A 22,253-nucleotide genomic window follows, 5' to 3' on the forward strand; every position below is an offset into this window, starting at 1 on the left:
TCTCCCTGCTGTCCTGTCGGCGCTCCCCGACGCCCCGAGCTTAGGAGGCGGGCGGAACGCCCGAGGGGGCGGGCCGGGCCGGGTGGCCTGGCCCGCCCCCTCGGGGGGAGACACGGGGGTGTCAGCTCTCCGGGGTGGCCTCCGCGGGCGCCGCCGCCTTGCGGGTGCGGGTGCGCTTGCGCGGGGCCGGGACCTCGGTGGCGGCCTCGGCGGCCTCGGCGGCCGGGGCCTCCGGGGCGGTCTCGGCGACGGCCTTCGGCTTGCGGGCCCGGGTGGCCTTCTTGGCCGGGGCGGGAGCCTCGGCGGCGGTCTCGGCGACCGGAGCCGCCTCGACGGCCTCGGCCTTCGGCTTCCGGGCGCGGGTGGCCTTCTTCACCGGGGCCGGAGCCTCGGTGGCCTCGGCGGCCGGGGCGGCGGCCTCGACGGCCTCCGCCTTCGGCTTGCGGGCCCGGGTGGCCTTCTTGGCCGGGGCGGGAGCCTCGACGACCGCCTCGGCGACCGGAGCCGCCTCGGCGGCCGGGGCGGCGGTCTCGACGGCCTCCGCCTTCGGCTTGCGGGTCCGGGTGCGGGTGGCCTTCTTCGCCGGGGCCGGAGCCTCCGCGATCGCCTCGACGGCGGCCTCGACGACCGCCACGGCCTCGGCCACGACGGCCTCGGCGACCGGAGTCGCCTCGACCGCCACGACGGCCTCGGCAGCGGCGGCACCGCCGCGCGAGCGGCGGCGGCGACGGCGCGGCGCGGCCTCGCCCTCGGCGCCCTCGACGGCCGGAGCCGCCGCGGCGGCCTCGGTCACGCCGGCAGCGGCCTCGCCCTCGGTGCCGACCGCCGCGCCCCGACGGGTGCGGCGGCGCTCACGGTTGCGGCGCGGCTTCTGCTCCTCGGCCTCGGCCGCGCCGGAGCCCGGACGGTCGGAGCCCGGACGGTCGGAGCCCGGACGGTCGGAGCCGGAGCCGGCGCCCGGACGGTCCGAGCCGCCCTGGCCGCCGCGTCCACCGCGACCGCCGCGGGGCGCGCGGGCACCGCGTCCACCGGTCTCGCCGAGGTCCTCGACCTCCTCCGCGTTGAGCCCGGCGCGGGTGCGCTCCGAGCGCGGCAGGATGCCCTTGGTGCCCGGCGCGATCTTCAGCAGCTCGTACAGGTGCGCCGAGGTGGAGTAGGTCTCCTCCGGGTCGTTGAACGACAGGTCCAGCGCCTTGTTGATGAGCTGCCAGCGCGGGATGTCGTCCCAGTCGACCAGGGTGACGGCGGTGCCGGAGGCGCCGGCCCGGCCGGTGCGGCCGATCCGGTGCAGGTAGGTCTTCTCGTCCTCGGGGCACTGGTAGTTGATGACGTGGGTGACGCCCTCGACGTCGATGCCGCGGGCCGCGACGTCGGTGCAGACCAGCACGTCGACCTTGCCGTTGCGGAAGGCCCGCAGGGCCTGCTCGCGGGCGCCCTGGCCGAGGTCGCCGTGGACCGCGCCGGCCGCGAAGCCGCGCTGGGTCAGCTGGTCGGAGACGTCGGCGGCGGTGCGCTTGGTGCGGCAGAAGATCATCGCCAGCCCGCGGCCGTCGGCCTGCAGGATGCGCGAGACCATCTCGACCTTGTCCAGCGAGTGCGCACGGAAGATGTGCTGCTCGATGTTGGCGACGGTAGCGCCGGTGTCGTCCGGGGCGGCGGCCCGGATGTGGGTCGGCTGGCTCATGTACCGGCGGGCGAGGCTGATGACCTGGCCCGGCATGGTGGCCGAGAACAGCAGGGTCTGCCGCTTGGCCGGCAGCATGGTGATGATCTTCTCGACGTCGGGCAGGAAGCCCAGGTCGAGCATCTCGTCGGCCTCGTCCAGGACCAGCGCGCGGACCTTCGAGAGGTTCAGCTTCTTCTGCCCGGCGAGGTCCAGCAGGCGGCCCGGGGTGCCGACCACGATGTCGACGCCCTTGTTGAGCGCCTCGACCTGCGGCTCGTACGCCCGGCCGCCGTAGACCGCGAGCACGCGGACGTTGCGGACCTTGCCGGCGGTCTGGAGGTCGTTGGTGACCTGGGTGCAGAGCTCGCGCGTCGGGACGACGATCAGCGCCTGCGGGAAGTCGGAGAGCTGCTCCTCGGTCGCCCGGCCCGCGTCCACGTCGGCGCGCACGATGGCCCGCTCGATCAGCGGGAGGCCGAAGCCGAGGGTCTTGCCGGTGCCGGTCTTGGCCTGGCCGATGACGTCGTGGCCGGTCAGCGCGACCGGGAGGGTCATCTCCTGGATGGGGAAGGGGTGGACGATGCCGACGGACTCGAGTGCCTCGGCGGTCTCCGGGAGGATCCCCAGGTCCCGGAAGGTCGTCTTGATGGGTTCAGCGGTGGTGGACAGGGTGCTGCCTCTTCCGTTTTCGAAAGGGCCGAGAGCGAGCGGCGGGCGGGCAGCCGCGCGGCTGTCTACGGGCCTGGACGGCCCTGGTACAGCTGCGCGGACGCACAACCGCGCCGGTCCCTGCGGCCGGCCGGTGCGCGCTGCCCGGTGCGGGGCGCGTCGCCGGCGGCGTCAGGGAGGATTCCCGTGAGGGACCTGCGCGGGACCTCCGCCTCGGGGCGTGGTCTCGGCGGCCCTCGCTCGGCCACTGATGCGGTGCCAAGGCTTGAGGTCCAAGCCATGGTCGGAGCCGATCGGCTCTCCGACCGGGCATCCGCGTACGTGAGTACCCGTGCCACCGGTGCGGACACGTCCGGTTGGACGGTGCCGCTACGGAGGGTTCGCGCGGGGTACCGAGACGGCGGTGACACCATGCGAACACGACGGGCTCCGTACCACCATACAGTCAGGCGACGACTCGAACACGTGACGCGTCTGACATTGCCCCCGGCAACTGCCACCGGAGCGGCCGGTCCGGGCGGTCACCCGGGCGTGCCTGGTGGTGGGGCGGACAGGCGGGCGGGACTAAAGTTGCGGGTCATGGAGACCCATGGTGAGACGCAGGACGCGGCGGCCGGCTCGATCGGGGACTGGGCCGCGTGCTCGGCCGACCCCGGCTACCGGGCGGCGGTGCTCGACCTGCTCGGCGCGCTCGCGTACGGCGAGCTGAGCGCCTTCGAGCGGCTCGCCGAGGACGCCAAGCTGGCGCCCGACCTCGCCGACAAGGCGGCGCTGGCCCGGATGGCCTCCGCCGAGTTCCAGCACTACCAGCGGCTGCACGACCGGCTCGCCGAGGTCGGCGCCGACCCGCAGGAGGCGATGCGGCCGTTCGTCGAGCCGCTGGAGCTGTTCCACCGGATGACGGCGCCCTCGGACTGGCTGGAGGGCCTGGTCAAGGCCTACGTCGGCGACGCCATCGCGACCGACTTCTACCGCGAGGTGGCCGTCCGGCTGGACGACGACACCCGCGACCTGGTGCTGAGCGTCATGTCCGACACCGGCCACGCCCAGTTCGCCGTCGACAAGGTCCGCCAGGCGATCGAGGCCGACCCGCGGGCCGGCGGCCGGCTCGCCCTGTGGGGCCGGCGGCTGATGGGCGAGGCGCTCAGCCAGGCCCAGCGGGTGGTCGCCGAGCGCGACGCGCTGTCCAACCTGCTGGTCGGCGGCGTCCAGGTGCAGGGCTTCGACCTGGTCGAGGTCGGCAAGATGTTCAACCGGATCACCGAGGCGCACACCAAGCGGATGGCCGCCCTCGGCCTGGCCTCCTAGCGGCCCCGCGACCTACCGGGGGTGCTCAGGCCGCCCGGTGCCGCCGCGCCGCGCGGTGGGTGCCGGGCCGGTGCGGGTGGTGCCGGTGGGCCGGGGCGCGCCCCGCGGCGAGGTCCGGCCGGGCCAGCAGCGAGGTGAGCACGCCCGAGGCCACCGCCGCGGCCGCGACGGACACCGCGGGCTGGCGGCCGTCCACGCTGAAGTGCGCGACCACCCCGCCGACCAGCGCCGCCGCCAGCGCGGTGCCCAGGACCAGGGCCCGGGCGGCCCGGAAGTACGCCGGCCGGGCCAGCAGGGCCGTGCCGCCCGTGACCAGGCCGACGAGGGCGAAGACGATCGACTCGACCAGCAAGGCTGCCTCCCGGGGGGACGGGCGTGCGGCACCGGCGCCGCACCCTCGCCGTACCCCGCCCCACCCGCTCGTACACGCGACGCAGCCCCACGGGCCACAGCGTCCCCGGACACGACGGTGCCCCGCTCCCTCGCGGGAACGGGGCACCGGACGATGCTGTGCTGTGGCGCCTCAGGCGGTGCCGAAGCCGACCTTGCGGGCGGCCGACTCGCCGATCTCCACGTACGCCAGGCGCTCGGCCGGGACGATGATGCGACGGCCGTGCTCGTCGGACAGCGCGAAGATCTTCTCCGAGCCCTCCAGCGCCTTCGCGACCGCGCTCTGGACCTCATCGGCAGTCTGCGAGCTCTCGATCACGATCTCGCGGGGTGCGTTCTGCACGCCGATCTTGACCTCCACGGCTTCCGTCCCTCCGGGGTTGCAGCCTCCACGCACGGGCACCGGACCGCCTGGGACAAGCGTTCGCGGCGACCGTGCCGTACGGCTTCACCATAGAGCACCGGATCCCCGGCCCGGCGAAGGTCGGCGGATCAGCCCTGGTGGGCGGTGCCCTCGCCGGACTGCTCGCCCGGGTGCATCGGGAAGCCCTTCAGACCGCGCCAGGACAGGCTGGCGACCAGCCGGACCGCCTCGTCGCGGGGGATCGCCAGGCCCTGCGAGAGCCAGTACCGGGCGGTGATCTGGGCCAGGCCGCAGACCCCGGCGGCGAGCAGCTTGGACTCCGCCTCCGGCAGGTCGGTGTCCTCCTGGATCACCTTGCTGACGAGCGTCGCGCTCGCCTCGGAGGCCCGCTCGACCCGCTCGCGCACGGCCGGCTCGTTGGTCAGGTCCGACTCGAAGACCAGCCGGAAGGCGCCGGACTCGCTGGAGACGTAGTTGAAGTACGCCTCCATGGTGTTGGCCACCCGCTGCTTGTTGTCGGTGGTCGCCGACAGCGCCTCGCGGGTCGACTCGACCAGGGCGTCGCAGTGCTTGTCCAGCAGCGCCAGGTACAGCTCCAGCTTCCCGGGGAAGTGCTGGTAGAGCACCGGCTTGCTCACCCCGGCGCGGTCGGCGATGTCGTCCATGGCGGCCGCGTGGTAGCCCTGCGCGACGAACACCTCCTGGGCGGCACCGAGCAGTTGTTCACGGCGGGCGCTTCGCGGCAGGCGGGCACCGCGCGGGCGCTCCTGCGCCTCCTGGATGGCCGTCACGGCGCTCCTCACTTCGGGGTCTGTTCGCGGCTGGCAAGATGGCCGATTCTACTTTTCGGTAACCGCGTCCGCGTTCGGCGAAGGCGAGAAAAGACGATCGGCCTGGTTGTCAGGAGCCCACAATACGGCGCTGACCTCGGCCTCGGCAGTGGTGGAACGGAGGCGGCCGGCGGCCGGACCACCCCGGGGTTCCCGGGGCGGGCTCACTACCATCGTCCACCATGAGCAGCGCTGAGCAGCAGGTACGTACGGTCGAGGTCCCCGGCGCGGTGCTCGCGGTGCACCGACCCGCCGTCGACGGCGCCGCCGACGGGCGCGAGCCCGGGCTCTTCGTGCACGGCCTCGGCGGCTCGGCCGCCAACTGGGAGGCCCTGATGGACCGGCTCGGCGGGCAGGTCGACGGCGAGGCCGTGGACCTGCCCGGCTTCGGCCGCTCCCATCCGCCCACCGACGGCAACCTCACCGTCTCCGGCCACGTCCGCGCGGTGATCGGCTACCTGGAGGCCTCCGGCCGCGGCCCGGTCCACCTGTTCGGCAACTCGCTGGGCGGCGCGGTCGCCGTCCGGCTGGCGGCGCTGCGCCCGGACCTGGTGCGCAGCCTCACCCTCGTCTCCCCGGCCCTGCCCGAGCTGCCCCCGCAGCACTCCGCCTGGCCGACCGCCCTGCTCGCGGTGCCCGGGGTGCCCGCGGTGCTGCGCCGGCTGTCCGCGGGCGGGCGCGACGCCGAGGCGGCCACCGAGGACCTGCTGCGGCTGGTCTACGGCGACCCGGGCAGTCTGAGCCCGGCGGCCCGGGCCGAGGCGGTGGCCGAGTACCGGCGCCGGCTGGAGGTGCCGCACGCGATGCAGGCGCTGGTCGGCTCGGCCCGCGGCATCGTCTCGGCGTACACCGAGCGCGGCGACCAGGCGCTGTGGCGGCAGGCCGAGCGGGTCGAGGCGCCGGTGCTGCTGGTGTACGGGCTGCGCGACAAGCTGGTCTCCTACCGTTCGGCCCGCCGCGCCTGCGCGGCCTTCCCGGACGCCCGGCTGCTGGTGCTGCCGGAGTCCGGGCACGTGGCGATGATGGAGCACCCCGACGAGGTCGCCCGCGCGGTGCGGGAGCTGATCGCGCACACCGCGGGCTGAGCGCGGACCACGGCCCGGGCGCACACGGCGGGCCGGGCGCGGACCAGGGGCTGAGCGCGTGCCGTGGCGGGCCGACCGCGCGCCCGGGCGGGGCCGCGCGGGCGGCCGCGCATACCGCCCGGTAACGCCCTGGTCCCGGTCGAGGTCACGTCGGTTCACTCGATCAGGTGGCAGGCAGGCATGTGACCGATGGATCGGCCCGGGCCGGTCCTACCTTTCTGCTGTCGGACCGAACAGGTGTGGGGGAGTCGCGGCCGCCGGAGGAACCGGAGGGCGGTCGCGGCCGAGGTCCCGGCGGGTCGGGCCCGACCGCCGGAGCGGGCGCCCGGGGGAACGGAACGCGGCGCGTCCGCGACCGGGCCGCCGGCGGGCCGCCCGGAGGCACCGCGGCGCCGGCCCCGGCCGACCGGACTCCCCGGCCCCGACCGTCCCCGCCGCCGTACGGGGGCACCCCGGGCCACTGCCCGGGCCGCCCGGGCACCCGTCGGTCCGTCCGTGGTCCCGCCCAGCGAATCCGCTCTGCCCCGGAGGTCTCCCGTGCGCGTTGCCCTGCTCACCGAGGGTGCCCGTCCGCATCCCCGCCGTGGTACCGGAGGCTGGTGCGACCGGCTCGCCGAGGGCCTGCCGGAGCACGGGTTCGAGCGGTACCTGCTCACCGGCCCGGAACAGCCGGGCACGGCGGAGCGGCTGTCGCCCGCCTGGCGCGGCGCGTACGAGCTGGCGCTGTGGGGGCGCCGGCCGGGCGGCCGGGCACCGCGCGCGCCGCGCAGACGCCGGTACGCCGGGGCGTACGAACAGCTGGTGCGGGCCCTGGTGCTGCCCGGGGAGAGAGCGGGCTTCGGGCCCGGGCTGTACCGGCTCGCCGCGCTCGCCCGGGAGGACGGCACGCTGCCCGCCTTCCTGGCCTCCGCGCACGCCCGCCGGCTGCTGGAGCGGACCTGGCGGCTGCCCGGCGCGGACACCTCGGCCGGGCAGCCGCTGGTCTGCGACGTGCTGGTCGCGGCGGACCTGCTGGAACAGTGCCTGCGCCCGCTGTCCGCGCCCTGGTACGGCACCGGCCCCGGCGGCCTCGGCGCGGTCGACCTGTGCCACGTGGTCGGCGGCGGCCCGGCCGCGCTGCCCGCCCTGGTGGCCCGGCACCTGCACGGGGTGCCGTTCGTGGTCACTGAGCACGGCCTGCACCTGCGCGAGCAGTACCTCGGCTACCGCGAGGCGCCGTACCGGTGGCCGGTCCGCGCCCTGCTGCTGTCCTTCTTCCGGGCGCTCACCGAGGAGACGTACCGGCGGGCCGCGATACTCACCCCGGGCAGCGCCCACGACCAGCAGTGGCAGCGCCGCTGCGGGGCCGATCCGGCGCGCACCCGGGTGGTGTACGAGGGCACCCCGGCGGTGGACCGCCCGGCCGCCGGGCCGGAACCCGCGGCGCCGACCCTGGTGTGGGCGGGCGCGCTGGAGCCGGGCCGGGACCCGGAGCTGGCGCTGCACGCCTTCGCCCGGGTCCGCGCCGACCTGCCCGGCGCCCGGCTGGTGGTGTACGGGGAGGAGGCGGCGCCCGGCTACCGGGCGCACTGCGCGGCGGTGGCCGAGCGGCTGGGAGTGGCCCCGGCGGTGGAGTTCGCCGGACGGCCCCGCTCGCTGGCCGGGGCCTGGGAGTCGGGCACGGTGGCGGTCTTCTCGGGACTCTCCCAGCGCAGCCCCCGGCTGCTCGCCGACGCGCTGCTCAGCGGCCGGGCGGTGGTCTCCACCGACGTCGGGGTGGCCCGCGAGGTGGTCGGGCCGACCGGGCTGCTGGTGCCCGCCCGCGATCCGCGCGCCCTGGCCGGCGCCTGCCTGGCGCTGCTGCGCGACGAGGAGCGGCGGGGCCGGCTCGGTCTGGCCGGGCGGCTGCGGGCGCAGGAACGCTTCGCCGTGGAGCCGGTGATCGGCGCCTTCCGGGAGATCTACCTGGAGCTGGTCTCGCAGTACCCGGCCTTCCCCGGCGGCGGGGGCGGCGGCGAGGGCGTCCCGGCGCCGCGCCCCTTCGCCCGCCCCGCCGAGTACTGGCTGGCCGACGGCCCGCGCGGCGGCACTCCGCCGGACGGCGGCGCGCGGGACGCGGACACGGCGGTCGGCGGCGTGCGGCCGGCCGAACTCGCGGAGGCCCGCTGATGTCCGGCGGCCCCCTGCCCGGCGGCAGCGCGGACCCGGTGCGCGAGGTGATGGCGGAGCACCGGGAGCTGTGCGAGCGCGCCGTCGACCCGCTGGAGATCGCCGCCGGGCTGGAGGAGGCCGGGCTCGGCCAGGACGCCGCCGCCCGCTGCCGGCACGCCGACCTGTTCTCGCTGGCCGAGGAGCTGTACGCCCGGGTGCCGCGCCGCCCGCCGCCGCCCGGGCCCGCGCAGCCGCGGTCGGGCGGGGCCGCGGCCCGGGCCGCGCTGACCGCCGCCGCGCTGGCCGCGCTGCCCTGCGCGGGGGCGGCCGCGCTCGGCCCGCGCTGGCCGGTGCTGCTGCCCGCCGCCGTCCCGCTGGTGCTGCTGCCCGCGCTGACCGCACCGGCCCCGGCCGAGCCCGGCCCGCCCTGCGCCGGGCCCGGGGTGCTGGGGCCCGGGCCGGCGCCCCGGCCGTACCCCGGCTCCCGGCTGCGGCCGGCGGCGCTGGGCCACGGGCTGGGCCTGGCCGCGCTGCTGCTGCTCCCGCCGGCCCTGCCGGGCGGGGACCGCCCGCTGGCCGTCGCGCTGGTGCTGGCGGCGGCGGTGTCGGCCGGGTCGGCCGAGCGGACGGCCCGCTGGTACCGGCAGCTCGGCCGCGGCCACCTGGGCGCGGCGGGCACCCTGGCGGAGTTCCGGGCCCGGATGCGGCCGGTGCTCCCGGTCGCGCTGGCCCTGCACCTGGCGGTGCTCGGGGTGCTGAGCTTCGCCGCGCTGGCGGTGCTGGCCGTCGTCGCTCCGCGTCCCGGGCCGGGCCACGGCGGAGGGCTGCTGCACCTGGCGGCCGAGCGGGCCGGCCCCGCCCAGTGGGCGGCGCAGGGCGTGCTGGGCCTGCTGGTGGTGCTGCCGGTGCTGCTGGCGCGGTGCGGCCGGCCGGCGGCGGCCGCGGCGGGGGCGTCGGCCGGGGCCGCCGCGGTGCTCGGCCCGCTCGCCCTGGGGCGCTCCGGCCCGGAGGCCTGGCTGCTCGGCGGTGGCACCGTCGCGGCGGCGCTGCTGGCGTACGCCGGGGCGGTGCTCGGCCGGGCCGGCTCGCACCGGTGAGCGCCGTCCGCCCGTTCGCCACCCCCCGTTCGACGTTTGTCGGGGCCCGGTTCACGGTTCCCGCTCCCGTCCCGTTCGTTGAACTTCGTTGAATCCGTTCCGCCAGGTCGTCCCGAGCTGGCTTCGTGGAAGGACGCCCCCGATGAGGGTGCTGCTGCTGGGCGCCGACGGCTTCATCGGCCGCCGGGTCACCGATCGTCTGCTGATGGACCAGGAGTTGCAGGTGACGGTGCTCGGCCGACGCGACTCGGCCGACATCCGCTTCGACCTGACCACCGGGAGCCCGGGCGCGCTGGCCCGGTTCCTGGACGCGGTCGCGCCGCAGGTGGTGATCAACTGCGCGGGCGCCACCTACGGCAGCTCGCGCACCCTGATCCGGTCGAACACGCTGGCCGTCGCGACGGTCTGCGAGGCCATCCGGCGCTGCCGGGAGCCGGCCAGGCTGGTGCACGTCGGCTCGGCCGCCGAGTACGGGCCGGTGCCCGGCGGGGTGCCGGTCTCCGAGCAGGCCGAGCCGCGGCCGGTCGGCCCGTACGGGGTGTCCAAGCTGGCCGGGACGGAGCTGGTGCTGGCCTCCGGGCTGGACGCGGCGGTGCTGCGGGTCTTCGACGTGGTGGGCCCGGGGGCGCCGACCGCCTCGCTGTTCGGGCGGCTGGCCGAGGGCCTGCGGCGGGCGCTGGAGCGGGACGAGCACCAGGTGCGGATGCCGGACCTGTCCGGGTTCCGGGACTTCGTGGACGTCCGGGACGTCGCGCGGGCCATCCAGGCGGCCGCGGTGTCGGCCGCCACCGGGGTGGTCAACATCGGCAGCGGGCACGCCGTCCGGGCCCGGGACGCGGCCCAGCTGCTGGTGCGGGCCTCGGGCTTCGAGGGGCAGATCGTCGAGGAGAACCGGCCGGTCCTGCTGCCCGCGCAGGCCGTCGGGGCGGGCGGCGACCACCTGCCGGGCCACCACCTGCCCGGGCACCGGCCGGAGGGGCACCGGCCGGAGGGCCGGGCGGTGCCGGGCGAGCCGGTGCCGTGGCGGCAGGCGGACGTGCGCACCGCCCGGGACCGTCTCGGATGGCGGACGCAGGTGCCGCTGGAGGAGTCGCTGGGCGACGTCTGGCTGGAGACGGCCTGCCGGGTGTGAGCGCCTCCCGCGCGGCGCCCCGGGCCCGTCAACCACGGGTTCGGGGCGCCTTCCGGGGGTCCGGCCGCGGGTTCCACGATCCGGTGCCGCCCGTCTCGCCCATCGGACGGGCTGTCTCGGAATACCGGGGGCGCGTGACACTGTTGGCCTAGACAGCCACCCGAGTGGCGGAGCAGCAACCCGCAGCGAGGCTGGCCCTGGCCACCCGAACAAGACCCATCGGAGTCCCCGTGTCGTTGCCACCCCTGGTCGAGCCGGCCGCCGAGCTCACCGTTGACGAGGTCCGCCGGTACTCCCGCCACCTGATCATCCCGGACGTGGGCATGGCGGGGCAGAAGCGGCTGAAGAACGCCAAGGTGCTGTGCGTCGGCGCCGGCGGACTCGGCTCGCCGGCCCTGCTGTACCTGGCCGCCGCCGGTGTCGGCACGCTGGGCATCGTCGAGTTCGACGTGGTCGACGAGTCGAACCTGCAGCGCCAGGTGATCCACGGGCAGTCGGACGTCGGCCGCTCCAAGGCGGAGTCGGCCCGCGACTCGGTCAAGGAGATCAACCCGTACGTGAACGTGGTGCTGCACGAGGAACGCCTCGACAACTCCAACGTCATGGAGATCTTCGCCGGCTACGACCTGATCGTCGACGGCACTGACAACTTCGCCACCCGCTACCTGGTGAACGACGCCGCGGTGCTGCTGGGCAAGCCGTACGTGTGGGGCTCGATCTACCGCTTCGACGGCCAGGCCAGCGTGTTCTGGGCCGAGCACGGCCCCTGCTACCGCTGCCTGTACCCGGAGGCCCCGCCGCCGGGCATGGTCCCCTCCTGCGCCGAGGGCGGCGTGCTGGGCGTGCTGTGCGCGTCCATCGGCTCGATCCAGGTCAACGAGGCGATCAAGCTGCTGGCCGGCATCGGCGAGCCGCTGCTCGGCCGGCTGATGATCTACGACGCCCTGGAGATGAACTACCGCCAGGTGAAGGTCCGCAAGGACCCGAACTGCGCCGTCTGCGGTGAGAACCCGACGGTCACCGAGCTGATCGACTACGAGGCCTTCTGCGGCGTCGTGTCGGAGGAGGCGCAGGCCGCCGCCGCCGGTTCGACCATCACCTCGCAGCAGCTCAAGCAGTGGCAGGACGACAAGGAGGACATCTACCTCATCGACGTCCGCGAGCCCGGCGAGTACGAGATCGTCAACATCCCCGGCGCGGTGCTGATCCCGAAGAACGAGTTCCTGATGGGCGACGCGCTGGAGAAGCTGCCGCAGGACCGGAAGATCGTGCTGCACTGCAAGTCGGGCGTGCGCTCGGCCGAGGTGCTGGCCGTGGTCAAGGCCGCGGGCTTCGGCAACGCCGTCCACCTGGGCGGCGGCGTGCTCGGCTGGGTGAACCAGATCGAGCCGCACAAGCCGGTCTACTAGGACGCGCACGGGGAAGGGCCCGCCGCGCCTTGGATTCCCAAGGTGACCGGCGGGCCCTTCCCCGTGTCCGGGGGCGGCTCAGAGCGCGTTCCTGCGCTGGAGCACGTTGTAGGAGATCCAGCCCGGCAGCACCGGTAGCCAGAAGGTGAGCGCCCGGTAGAGGAAGACCGCCGGGGTGGCGACCGCGGGGGAGACGTCCGCGACGGTCAGGGCGCCGATCAGGGCGACCTCGACCGGGCCGATGCCGCCGGGGGTGGGGATCGCCGAGCCGGCCGCGTTGGCGGTCAGGAAGACCACCGCGACGGCCGAGAAGCTGACGTCGCCGCCGAAGGCCTGCACCGAGAAGTCCAGGCAGGCGGTGAAGGAGAGGGTCAGCAGCAGGATGCCGCCGAAGCCGGTGACCAGCTTGCTGGGCGTCTGCATCAGGTCGAGCATCCGCGGCACCACGCCGAAGAACAGCGAGCGCAGCCGGCCCAGCACGAACCGGCGCAGCGGCGCGACGGCGGCCACCACCAGGGCGAGCACGGCGGCGGTCAGCACGCCGATGATCACCGCGCGGGAGGCGGAGAGGTCCCCGTTGGTCTGGCTGCCGGTGATCAGGCCGAAGCTGAACAGCAGCAGCAGGTGCCCGGCCAGGCCGGCCAGCTGGGAGGCGCCGACCGAGGCCACCGCCTGGCCGGAGCGGATGCCGGCCTTCTGCAGGTAGCGGGTGTTGAGCGCGATGCCGCCGATCGCGGCGGGGGCGACCAGCTTGACGAAGGAGCCGGCCAGCTGGGCGGCGACGGTGCGCCGGAACGGCAGCTTCTCGGGCACGAAGCCGGTCAGGCTCATCGCGGCGGCGACGTAGCTGAAGGCGGCGGCGAGCAGGGCGGCCGCGGCCCAGGCCCAGTTCATCTGGGAGAGCTTCAGCTGGGCCGGCTTGATGGTGGTCAGGGCCAGGTAGGCGGCGAAGGTGAGCGCGATCACCATGATCAGGCTCTTCGGCTTCAGCCGTTCCAGCTTGGCCGGGGCCATCGGGGCCTCGGGGGCGATCTGGAGGATCTGGCCGCGGATGCGGCTCAGCAGGTCCTCGCCGGCCGCCGCGATGTCCTCCTCGGCCTGCTCCTGGGTGCGCTCGCCGGCCGCGACCTGCTCCAGCGCCCTGGCCCGGGCGGCGGCCTTGCGCTCCTTGGTGAGCTTGGCGAGGTCGACCCGGGTGGAGCGGCTCATCCCGACCGGCTGGAGCAGCGGCAGCGCCTGCGCCACCCGCTCGGCGCCGAGCACCGCGTTGGCGGTGGCGACGGCGCGCTCCGGGCCGATCCGCAGGGCGAAGGTGGTGAGCAGCTGGGCGACGTCGATCCGCAGGGTCAGGTCGGTGGCGGCGATGTCGCCGCCGGAGAGGTTGACCAGGCAGCCGGTCCGCCCGTCCACCACCAGCAGGGACTCGCCGGTGAGCCGGCGGTGGGCGATCCGGCGCTCGTGCAGGGCGGTCACCGACTGCCAGATCGAGGCCATCACCGGGTCGGTGACCTCCTCGTCGGCCAGCTCGTCCAGGGTGCGGCCCTCGACGTTCTCGTAGACCAGGATCGCGGCGTCCGGGCCGAGCTCGGAGGTGGCGACCAGCTGCGGCGCGCGGGCGCCCGAGGCGGCCGCCGCGTACGCGATCAGGGCCTCCTGCTCCAGCGCCTGGCGCAGCGACTGGGGGCTGCGGCGCACCGCCACCGAGCGCAGCCGCAGCCGGCGCCAGGCCCGGTAGAAGAAGCCGGAGGCCTGCTGCTCGCGGTCGATGATGTGCACGTCCAGCGGGGGGCCGCCCTGCTGGGTGACCTGGTAGCGGCGGGTGCCGCCGGGGGCGTCGGGGGCGCGCATGGCACCGGCCGGGGTGAAGCCGACCTTGCGCAGGCCGATCATCAGGTGCTGGCCGGTGGGCCGGATGTTGGGGGAGCCGATCGCGTACAGCGTGCCGTACGCGACGGACCAGCCGGTCAGCACGGTGAGCAGCAGCGACAGCGGGGTGGTGTAGCCGCCGAGCAGCTCGGTGACCCCGCTGAAGACCACCACCACCCACAGGGCGACCCGCCAGCGCGGTCTGCTCGACATGCCGACGGCGGTCATGTAGGCGATCACCGGGGCGAGGTAGCCGTGCACCGGGTCGGTGAGGGTGCCGGTGCTGTCCAGCGGCAGCTGGGTCAGCGCGTCCCGGATGTGGTCGGAGGCGCCTTCGGCCACCCACCAGTCGATGCCGAGCGAGACGCCGTACGCCAGCACCGAGGCGAGCACGCCGTCGGCGACCCGCAGGCCGTCGCGTTTGATCAGCCGCTCGACCGCGAAGGCCAGCGGCACGGCGAGCACCGCGACGCTGGAGAGCAGGCCGGTGATGGTGGAGAACACCGCGGAGAAGTGCGGTGCGTTGGAGGCGATGTCCTGCTCGATGCCGGTGGTGGTCGAGGTGGCGATGCCGGCCAGCACGAAGACGGCGACGATGCCGAGGACGCCGGCCAGGAAGCGGATCAGGTCGGACGGGCGGTGCGCGCGGGCGGCGAGCAGCGGCTCGTCGACGTCCAGGTGCGGGGCCTCGTCCGGCGGCTCGGGCTCCCCGGGCGGGGCGGCGGGGGCCGCGGGCGCCGGGGCGCCGGTGGTCTCGGCCGGGGGCGGGCCGGGCTGCTCGGGGGTCTTCACGGGTGCGGGGGTCTTGATCGTCCGGTCCTTGATCAGGGAGACTTCCGGCGTCGGCCCGGGTTCGGGCCGGCCCTCGCCCCCGCTCCCGGGCGCCGACGGCACGGCGGCAGCGGACTCGTCGGAGTCCTTGTCCACGCCCACGTCAGCCGTCCCGGTCATCTGGTCTTGTCCTCGTATCACCACTCACCGCCCCGGAAGATGGTGGCATGCCCCGGCGCCCCGTGCGGGACAGGGGGCGGATCGGGCGCGGCGGATCGTACGGACGGGGCCGCGGGCGCGCCCCCGTAGGGAAGAATGCCGCAGGTGACGGACGCAACACACGACGGCCCTCCGGACGCCCTGCCGCCGTTCGCCGAACTGGTGCTCGACCTGACCGAGCGGATTCCACCCGGCCGGGTGATGACCTACGGCGACGTCGCCGAGTACCTCGGCCAGGGCGGCCCCCGACAGGTCGGCCGGGTGATGGCCCTGTACGGCGGCCCGGTGCCCTGGTGGCGGGTCGTCCGCGCGGACGGCCGGCTGCTGCCCGGGCACGAGCACCGCGCCCTCGACCACTACGGCGAGGAGGGCACCCCGCTGCGCGAACTCGCCGACCCGCCCCGGGTCGACCTCAAACGGGCCCGCTGGGACGGTCGGCCGATTCCCTAGGGGGGCTTGACCGACGGCCGCCGCACGGACCGGACTGACAGCGCGGGACCGTAGGCTCGATACGGGCGGGCCCGACGCGGGCCCGCCCCGCCATGCCCCCTGTTCGACCCCAGGACCCGTTCGTGACCTCCCCGTACCGGCTCGTGCGCAGCCCGCTCGTCCAGCCCGACCCACCCGTGCTGGACGCCTACCAGCGCGCCGTGGTCGAGCACCCCGGCGGGCCGCTGCTGGTGCTGGCCGGGCCGGGCACCGGCAAGACCACCACCCTGGTCGAGGCGGTCGCCCGGCGGATCGAGGACGGCACCGACCCCGAGCGGATCCTCGTCCTCACCTTCAGCCGCAAGGCCGCGACGGAACTGCGCGACCGGATGTCCGGACGGCTCGGCGGCACCGCCGCCGCCCCCCAGGCCACCACCTTCCACTCCTACTGCTACGCCCTGCTGCGCGCCCACCAGGACCCGGAGGACTACGCCGAGCCGCTGCGGCTGCTCTCCGGCCCCGAACAGGACGTCATGGTCCGCGAACTGCTGGCCGGCGGCGCCGAGGACGCCAAGCTCGGCCTCGGCCGGATCGCCTGGCCGCTGGACCTGCGGGCCTGCCTGACCACCCGCGGCTTCGCCGACGAGGTCCGCGCCGTCCTCGCCCGCAGCCGCGAACTCGGCCTCGGCGAGGCCGAACTCGAGCGCTTCGCCCAGGGCGTCCAGCGCCCCGACTGGGCCGCCGCCGCGCACTTCCTCGCCGACTACCTCGACGTGCTCGACCTGCGCGGCGTCCTCGACTACGCCGAACTCGTCCACCGCGCCGTGCTGCTCGCCGAGCGCCCCGACGTCGCCGAGCAGCTGCGGCGGCGCTACGACGTCGTCTTCGTCGACGAGTACCAGGACACCGACCCCTCCCAGGTCCGGCTGCTGCGCCGGCTCGCCGGCGGCGGACGCGACCTCGTCGCGGTCGGCGACCCGGACCAGTCGATCTACGCCTTCCGCGGCGCCGACATCAACGGCATCCTCGACTTCCCCCAGACCTTCCGACAGGCCGACGGCAGCCCCGCCGAGGTCAAGGTGCTGCGGGTCTCCCGCCGCTCCGGCGCCCTGCTGCTCGCCGCCTCCCGGGAAGTCGCCCGCCGGATGCCGATGGGCCGGCTGCCCGCCGACAAGCTCGCCCAGCACCGCGCCCTGCTGCCCTCCCGCGAAGGCGGCAGGGTCGAGGTCTACACCTACCCGACCCCCGGCGCCGAACTCGACTCGATCGCCGACCTGCTGCGCCGCGCCCACCTGGAGGACGGCGTGCCCTGGGGCGAGATGGCCGTGCTCGTCCGGGCCGGCGCCCGCTCCATCCCCGGCGTACGGCGGGCCCTCGGCGCGGCCGGCGTCCCGCTGGAGATCGACGGCGACGACCTGCCGCTGCGCGAGGAGCCGGCCGTCGCCCAGCTGCTGCTCGCCCTGCGGGTCTGCGCCGAACAGGCCGCCCGCGACAAGCAGGGCGACCCGGACGCCCCCGACCCGCTCACCACCGACCTGGCGCACGCCCTGCTCACCGGCCCGCTCGGCGGCCTCGACGGCTCCGACCTGCGCCGCCTCGGCCGCGCCCTGCGCGAGGAGGAACGCGCCGCGCTGCGCGCCGAGGCCAGGGCCCGCCTCCGGACCCCCGAGGGCGGGGCGGACGACGGGAGCGTGACGACGGACCCCGGCCCCGGCCACGCCGCCGCCCCCCGCCCGGCCGGCGAACTGATCCGCGAGGCCCTCGCCGAACCCGAGCGCCTTGTCGCCCTCGACCCCGCGCACGCCCGCCGCGCCCGCGACCTCGGCACCCTGCTGCGCAAGGTCCGCGAACTGCTGGCCGGCGGCTGCACCGCCGAGGAGGCGCTCTGGGAGCTGTGGGACGGCAGCCGCCGCTGGCGCGAGCGACTGGAACGGGCCGCCCTGCGCGGCGGCGCGGCCGGCCGCAACGCCGACCGCGACCTGGACGCGCTCTGCGCCCTGTTCGAGACCGCCGCCCGCGCCGAGGAACAGGTCACCGGCCACCGCAGCGCCCTCGACCTGCTCGCCGAACTCGAAGCCCAGGACATCGCCGCCGACACCCTCACCGTCCGGACCGTGCGCCCCGAGGCGGTGCGGCTGATGACCGCCCACCGCTCCAAGGGCCTGGAGTGGCGCCTGGTCGTGGTGGCCGGCGTCCAGGACGGCCTCTGGCCCGACCTGCGCCGCCGCGGCTCCCTGCTGGAGGCCGACCGGATCGGCCGCGACGGCCTCGCCGAACCGCTCTCCCCGGGCGCGCTGCTCGGCGAGGAGCGCCGGCTCTTCTACGTCGCCGCGACCCGCGCCAAGGAACGGCTGATCGTCACCGCCGTCAAGGCACCCGCCGACGACGGCGACGAACCGTCCCGCTTCCTGCGCGAGCTCTACCGCGAGGACGTCGACCCCAGGACCGGCAGGGTCGTCCGCCGCACCCCGCCGGTCACCGTCGAGGACGTCACCCACCGGCCGCGCCGCCCGCTGTCCGTCGCCGCGCTGGTCGCCGAACTGCGCGCCGTCACCGTCGACCCCGCCCGCTCGCCCGAACTGCGCCGCGCCGCCGCCGAACGCCTCGCCACCCTCGCCGCCGCCACCGACGAGGAGGGGCAGCCGCTGGTCCCCGCCGCCCGCCCCGAACGCTGGTGGGGCCTGGACGACCCGACCGCCGCCGCCGAGCCGCTGCGCAGCGCCGACGCACCCGTCCGGCTGTCCGGCAGCGGGCTGGAACAGCTGGAGAGCTGCTCCCTGCAGTGGTTCCTGGACAAGGAGGTCAAGGCGCGCGGCGCCGGCTCGGCCGCCCAGGGCTTCGGCAACGTGGTGCACGCCCTCGCCGACGAGGTCGGCTCCGGCCGCACCCCCGCCGACCTCGCCGTGCTCATGGAGCGGCTGGACACCGTCTGGGACGCGCTGGCCTTCGACGCGCCCTGGAAGTCCCAGCAGGAGAAGACCGAGGCCCGCGCCGCCCTGGAGCGCTTCCTCAACTGGCACGTCCTGGAGCGCGGCCGGGACCTCGTCGCCACCGAGCACGGCTTCGACGTCACCCTCGACGTCGGCGGCGTCTCGGTGCGCATCCGCGGCTCGATGGACCGGGTGGAGAAGGACTCCGCCGGGCGCGCCTACGTGGTCGACTTCAAGACCGGCAAGCAGATACCCACCGACAGGTCGCTGCCCGAGCACAAGCAGCTCGCCGTCTACCAGCTCGCCGTCCGGGCCGGCGCCCTCAACGAGCTGCCCGGCTTCCCCGGGCACCCGCCGGACACCGGCGGCGCCGAACTCGTCCACCTGCGCGAGCCCGCCGCCAAGGCCGCCCAGGACACCCCCAAGGTGCAGCACCAGGAGCCGCCGCAGGGCGAGCCCTGGATCGAGAACCTGCTCGCCGAGGCGGCCGGGAAGGTCCTCGCCGAGCGCTTCGTCCCGCAGACCGGCGGCGGCTGCGACCGCTGCACCTTCCGCCGCAGCTGCTCCGCCCAGCGCGACGGGGCGCAGCTCGTGGAGTGAATCCTGTCCGACGCTCCGGTTACGGTTGCGGGGTGACCGCCGTGCTCAGCCATCCCGACCAGCTCAAGGAGCTGCTCGGCATCCCGTTCAACCGGGAGCAGATGGCGGCGGTCGGAGCCCCCCTGGAGCCGGCCGTGATCGTCGCCGGCGCCGGCTCCGGCAAGACCACGGTGATGGCCGCCCGGGTGGTCTGGCTGGTCGGCTCCGGCGCGGTCCGGCCCGAGGAGATGCTCGGCCTCACCTTCACCAACAAGGCCGCCGGCGAGCTCTCCGAGCGGGTGCGCGCCTCCCTCCTGCGGGCCGGGGTCGTCGACCGGGACGGCGCCGAGCCGCTCGGCGACCCGGAGATCTCCACCTACCACGCCTTCGCCGGCCGCCTGCTCAAGGAGCACGGCCTGCGGATCGGCATCGAGCCGGACGTCCGGCTGCTCGCCGACGCCACCCGCTTCCAGCTCGCCGCCAAGGTGCTGCGCACCGCCCGCGGCCCGTTCCCCGCCCTCACCGGCACCTTCGCCAACCTGGTCGCCGACCTGACCGCACTGGACGGCGAGCTCGCCGAGCACCTGGTCGAGCCGCAGACCCTGCGCGAGTTCGACGAACGGCTGCTGGACACCCTCGCCACCGTCAAGCTCACCAACGACGACCTGCGGGCCGTCCCGGCCACCGCCCGGGCCCGGCTGGAACTGCTGCGCCTCGTCGAGGACTACCGGCGCCGCAAGCGCTCCGCCGGGCTGATGGACTTCGGCGACCAGATCGCCGCCGCCGCCCGCCTCGCCCAGCAGCGCCCGGAGGTCGGCGAGCTGCTGCGCGGCCAGTTCAAGGTGGTGCTGCTGGACGAGTACCAGGACACCTCGGTCGCCCAGCGGCTGATGCTCGCCGGCCTGTTCGGCGCCCCCGGCGACGGAACCGGCACCGGCAGCGGCCACCCGGTGACCGCCGTCGGCGACCCCTGCCAGGCGATCTACGGCTGGCGCGGCGCCTCGGTGGCCAACCTCGACGAGTTCCCCCGGCACTTCCCGAAGGCCGACGGCCGCCCCGCCGACCGCTACGCGCTCAGCGAGAACCGCCGCAGCGGAGGCCGCCTGCTCGCCTTCGCCAACGAACTCGCCGCCCCGCTGCGGGAGATGCACGAGGGCGTGGAGGCGCTGCGCCCGGCCCCCGGCGCCGAGCGGGACGGCTACGTGCGCGCGGCGCTGCTGCCCACCCACACCGAGGAGGTCGACTGGCTGGCCGACTCGATCGCCCACCTGGTGCGCACCGGCACCGCGCCCGGCCGGATCGCCGTGCTGTGCCGCGGCGGCGCGGCCTTCCCGGACATCCACGCCGCGCTGGTCGCCCGGGAGGTGCCGGTCGAGGTGGTCGGCCTCGGCGGGCTGCTGCAGCTGCCCGAGGTGGCCGACCTGGTGGCGGTCTGCGAGGTGCTGCAGGACCCGACCGCCAACGCCGCGCTGGTGCGCCTGCTGATCGGCCCGCGCTGGCGGATCGGCCCGCGCGACCTCGCCCTGCTCGGCCGCCGGGCCGCCGACCTGGTGCGCACCGACCACCCCGAGGGCGTCGAGGCGCTGGCCGCGGCCGTCGCCGAGGCCGACCCGACCGAGGTGGTCTCGCTGGCCGACGCGGTGGAGACCTTCCTCGACGCCTCGGCCGGCGACGAGGGGAAGTCCGACGACCTGCCGTTCTCCGCCGAGGCGCGGGTGCGCTTCGCCCGGCTCGCCGCCGAACTGCGCGACCTGCGCCGCTCGCTCGCCGACCCGTTGATGGACGTGCTGCACCGGGTGCTGTCCGTCACCGGCCTGGAGGTCGAACTCGCCGCCTCCCCACAGGCCCTGGCCGCCCGGCGGCGGGAGACCCTGCACGCCTTCCTGGACGTCGCCGCCTCCTTCGCCGACCTCGACGGCGACCCGGGCCTCGCCGCCTTCCTCGGCTTCCTGCGCGCCGCCCAGGAGTACGAGCGCGGCCTGGACAGCAGCCTGCCCGGCGGCGAGGACACCGTGAAGGTGCTCACCGCGCACAAGTCCAAGGGCCTGGAGTGGGACGTGGTCGCCGTTCCCGGCCTGGTACGGGGCGCGTTCCCGTCGTCCAGCCCGCGCGAACGCTGGACGAGCACCAAGCGCGTGCTCCCGCACGCCCTGCGCGGCGACGCCGAAACGCTGCCCGACGTGCGCGGCGGGTGGAACGGGAAGTCGATGACGGCCTTCAAGAAGGAGCTGGCCGAGCACTCCGCCGTCGAGGAACTGCGCCTGGGCTACGTGGCGTTCACCCGCCCCCGGTCGCTGCTGCTGGCCTCCGGGCACTGGTGGGGGCCGAGCCAGAAGACCGTCCGCGGCCCGTCCGACTTCCTGGAGCGGCTGCGCGAGCACTGCGAGCGGCCCGGCGCCGGCGAGGTCGAGCACTGGGCCGAGCAGCCGGAGAAGGGCGCCGAGAACCCGGCGCTGGCCTCCCCGGTCGAGCGCCCCTGGCCGCTGCCGCTGGACCCGGCCGCCCAGCACGCCCGCCGCCGGGTCGCCGAGGTGGTGCGCGCGCGGGTGGCGGGCGCGGCGGCCCCCGAGGCCGAGGAGCTGACCTCCGAGGACCAGCGCCAGGTCGCCTCCTGGGACCGCGATCTGACCGCGCTGCTGGGCGAGTTGGAGCGCTCCCGGCGCACCGCGCGGGACGTTCCGCTGCCCGCCTCGCTGTCCGCCACCCAGCTGCTGCGCCTCGCCGCCGACCCGGACGGCTTCGCGCACGAGCTGGCCCGTCCGATGCCGCGCCCCCCGCAGCCGGCGGCCCGGCGCGGCACCCGCTTCCACGCCTGGGTGCAGTCCCGGATCGAGCCGCTGCTGCTGGTCGAGCCCGGCGCGCTGCCCGGCGCCGACGACGACGGCATCGAGGACGAGCAGGACCTGGAGCGGCTCAAGGAGGCGTTCCTGCGCACCCCGTACGCGCAGCGCAAGCCCCACCGGGTGGAGGCGCCGTTCCAGCTGGTGCTGGCGGGACGGGTGGTGCGGGGACGGATCGACGCGGTCTACCGGGAAGATGACGCGTTGTCGGAATCCGGTGGTGCGTCACGCTACGAAGTGGTGGACTGGAAGACCCACCGGGAGGAGACCGCCGACCCGTTGCAGCTCGCGGTCTACCGGCTGGCCTGGGCCGAGCACGCGGGCGTCGATCCCGAGCAGGTCACGGCTTCCTTCCTGTACGTCCGCAGCGGACGGATCGTCCGTCCCGCAGGACTTCCCGACCGAAAAGAGTTGGAACGGCTCCTGATCGGGAACAGTGACCATTGAGTCACACAGAGCATCCAAGTCATCACGCCAGTGCCCGAAACCTGTGCGTCATGCACGTTTCGCGCCTATTGTGGGGTCGGTAACCGGTCAAC

General features: G+C 75.6%; 14 protein-coding genes. 9 read left to right on the plus strand and 5 right to left on the minus strand.

Annotated elements, in window-relative coordinates:
• Nucleotides 1-121 precede the first annotated feature (121 nt).
• Nucleotides 122-2,221, minus strand: a complete 2,100-nt coding sequence (locus ACLWS4_RS26010) for a DEAD/DEAH box helicase (RefSeq protein WP_416875334.1) — start codon at nt 2,219-2,221, stop codon at nt 122-124.
• A gap of 693 nt (nt 2,222-2,914) precedes the next feature.
• On the opposite strand from ACLWS4_RS26010, the gene ACLWS4_RS26015 reads away from it, so the two are divergent.
• Nucleotides 2,915-3,643: a ferritin-like fold-containing protein gene (locus ACLWS4_RS26015; RefSeq protein WP_049660234.1), complete on the plus strand. Its 729-nt coding sequence runs from the start codon at nt 2,915-2,917 to the stop codon at nt 3,641-3,643.
• A 25-nt stretch (nt 3,644-3,668) separates the two neighbouring features.
• On the opposite strand, the gene ACLWS4_RS26020 is transcribed toward ACLWS4_RS26015, so the two are convergent.
• From ACLWS4_RS26020 to ACLWS4_RS26030, 3 genes are all read right to left on the minus strand, one after another.
• The gene (locus tag ACLWS4_RS26020; protein ID WP_074001381.1) at nt 3,669-3,995 is read right to left on the minus strand and encodes a hypothetical protein; all 327 of its coding nucleotides are present in this window, start codon (nt 3,993-3,995) and stop codon (nt 3,669-3,671) included.
• Between the two features lie 171 nt (nt 3,996-4,166).
• The gene (locus tag ACLWS4_RS26025; protein WP_049660675.1) at nt 4,167-4,394 is read right to left on the minus strand and encodes a DUF3107 domain-containing protein; all 228 of its coding nucleotides are present in this window, start codon (nt 4,392-4,394) and stop codon (nt 4,167-4,169) included.
• Between the two features lie 131 nt (nt 4,395-4,525).
• Nucleotides 4,526-5,188: a TetR/AcrR family transcriptional regulator gene (locus ACLWS4_RS26030; RefSeq protein WP_049660673.1), complete on the minus strand. Its 663-nt coding sequence runs from the start codon at nt 5,186-5,188 to the stop codon at nt 4,526-4,528.
• A gap of 221 nt (nt 5,189-5,409) precedes the next feature.
• On the opposite strand from ACLWS4_RS26030, the gene ACLWS4_RS26035 reads away from it, so the two are divergent.
• The 5 genes from ACLWS4_RS26035 to moeZ all read left to right on the plus strand — a co-directional run bounded on the left by ACLWS4_RS26035 (nt 5,410) and on the right by moeZ (nt 12,080).
• The gene (locus tag ACLWS4_RS26035) at nt 5,410-6,312 is read left to right on the plus strand and encodes an alpha/beta fold hydrolase (protein WP_117489448.1); all 903 of its coding nucleotides are present in this window, start codon (nt 5,410-5,412) and stop codon (nt 6,310-6,312) included.
• 537 nt (nt 6,313-6,849) lie between these two features.
• A complete protein-coding gene (locus ACLWS4_RS26040; RefSeq protein ID WP_416875335.1) occupies nt 6,850-8,460 on the plus strand; it encodes a DUF3492 domain-containing protein in 1,611 nt (536 codons plus the stop codon).
• A complete protein-coding gene (locus tag ACLWS4_RS26045; RefSeq protein WP_416875336.1) occupies nt 8,460-9,539 on the plus strand; it encodes a hypothetical protein in 1,080 nt (359 codons plus the stop codon). Before ACLWS4_RS26040 ends, ACLWS4_RS26045 begins: the two co-directional genes overlap by 1 nt.
• 142 nt (nt 9,540-9,681) lie before the next feature.
• Entirely contained in the window at nt 9,682-10,671 is a 990-nt protein-coding gene (locus tag ACLWS4_RS26050) for an NAD-dependent epimerase/dehydratase family protein (RefSeq protein WP_049657289.1), read from the plus strand.
• Between the two features lie 230 nt (nt 10,672-10,901).
• Nucleotides 10,902-12,080, plus strand: coding sequence for an adenylyltransferase/sulfurtransferase MoeZ (gene moeZ / locus ACLWS4_RS26055; RefSeq protein ID WP_074001386.1), 1,179 nt, complete (start codon nt 10,902-10,904; stop codon nt 12,078-12,080).
• A gap of 78 nt (nt 12,081-12,158) precedes the next feature.
• Here moeZ and ACLWS4_RS26060 read toward each other — a convergent pair whose 3' ends face one another.
• On the minus strand, nt 12,159-14,897 hold the full coding sequence (locus ACLWS4_RS26060) for a flippase-like domain-containing protein (protein ID WP_416875337.1): 2,739 nt from the start codon (nt 14,895-14,897) through the stop codon (nt 12,159-12,161).
• A gap of 135 nt (nt 14,898-15,032) precedes the next feature.
• Between ACLWS4_RS26060 and ACLWS4_RS26065 the strand changes: the two genes are divergently transcribed.
• The 3 genes from ACLWS4_RS26065 to ACLWS4_RS26075 all read left to right on the plus strand — a co-directional run bounded on the left by ACLWS4_RS26065 (nt 15,033) and on the right by ACLWS4_RS26075 (nt 22,161).
• Nucleotides 15,033-15,386 (plus strand): MGMT family protein, encoded by a 354-nt coding sequence (locus tag ACLWS4_RS26065; RefSeq protein WP_049657293.1) that lies wholly within the window; start codon nt 15,033-15,035, stop codon nt 15,384-15,386.
• 92 nt (nt 15,387-15,478) lie between these two features.
• Nucleotides 15,479-18,895: an ATP-dependent helicase gene (locus ACLWS4_RS26070; RefSeq protein WP_375874128.1), complete on the plus strand. Its 3,417-nt coding sequence runs from the start codon at nt 15,479-15,481 to the stop codon at nt 18,893-18,895.
• Between the two features lie 32 nt (nt 18,896-18,927).
• On the plus strand, nt 18,928-22,161 hold the full coding sequence (locus tag ACLWS4_RS26075; RefSeq protein WP_416875338.1) for a UvrD-helicase domain-containing protein: 3,234 nt from the start codon (nt 18,928-18,930) through the stop codon (nt 22,159-22,161).
• The last annotated feature ends 92 nt before the right edge of the window (nt 22,162-22,253 follow it).

Origin of the sequence: Kitasatospora sp. SC0581, assembly GCF_048159585.1 — a bacterium.
In the GTDB taxonomy this organism is placed as follows: domain Bacteria; phylum Actinomycetota; class Actinomycetes; order Streptomycetales; family Streptomycetaceae; genus Kitasatospora.

Excerpts from the sequence above, each read along its gene's own strand:
- ACLWS4_RS26010 (WP_416875334.1), bottom strand. The coding sequence starts at position 2,221 with ATGACCCTCCCGGTCGCGCTGACCGGCCACGACGTCATCGGCCAGGCC.
- ACLWS4_RS26035 (WP_117489448.1), top strand. The coding sequence starts at position 5,410 with ATGAGCAGCGCTGAGCAGCAGGTACGTACGGTCGAGGTCCCCGGCGCG.
- ACLWS4_RS26050 (WP_049657289.1), top strand. The coding sequence starts at position 9,682 with ATGAGGGTGCTGCTGCTGGGCGCCGACGGCTTCATCGGCCGCCGGGTC.
- ACLWS4_RS26015 (WP_049660234.1), top strand. The coding sequence starts at position 2,915 with ATGGAGACCCATGGTGAGACGCAGGACGCGGCGGCCGGCTCGATCGGG.
- ACLWS4_RS26070 (WP_375874128.1), top strand. The coding sequence starts at position 15,479 with ATGCCCCCTGTTCGACCCCAGGACCCGTTCGTGACCTCCCCGTACCGG.
- ACLWS4_RS26045 (WP_416875336.1), top strand. The coding sequence starts at position 8,460 with ATGTCCGGCGGCCCCCTGCCCGGCGGCAGCGCGGACCCGGTGCGCGAG.
- ACLWS4_RS26060 (WP_416875337.1), bottom strand. The coding sequence starts at position 14,897 with ATGACCGGGACGGCTGACGTGGGCGTGGACAAGGACTCCGACGAGTCC.
- ACLWS4_RS26065 (WP_049657293.1), top strand. The coding sequence starts at position 15,033 with ATGCCGCAGGTGACGGACGCAACACACGACGGCCCTCCGGACGCCCTG.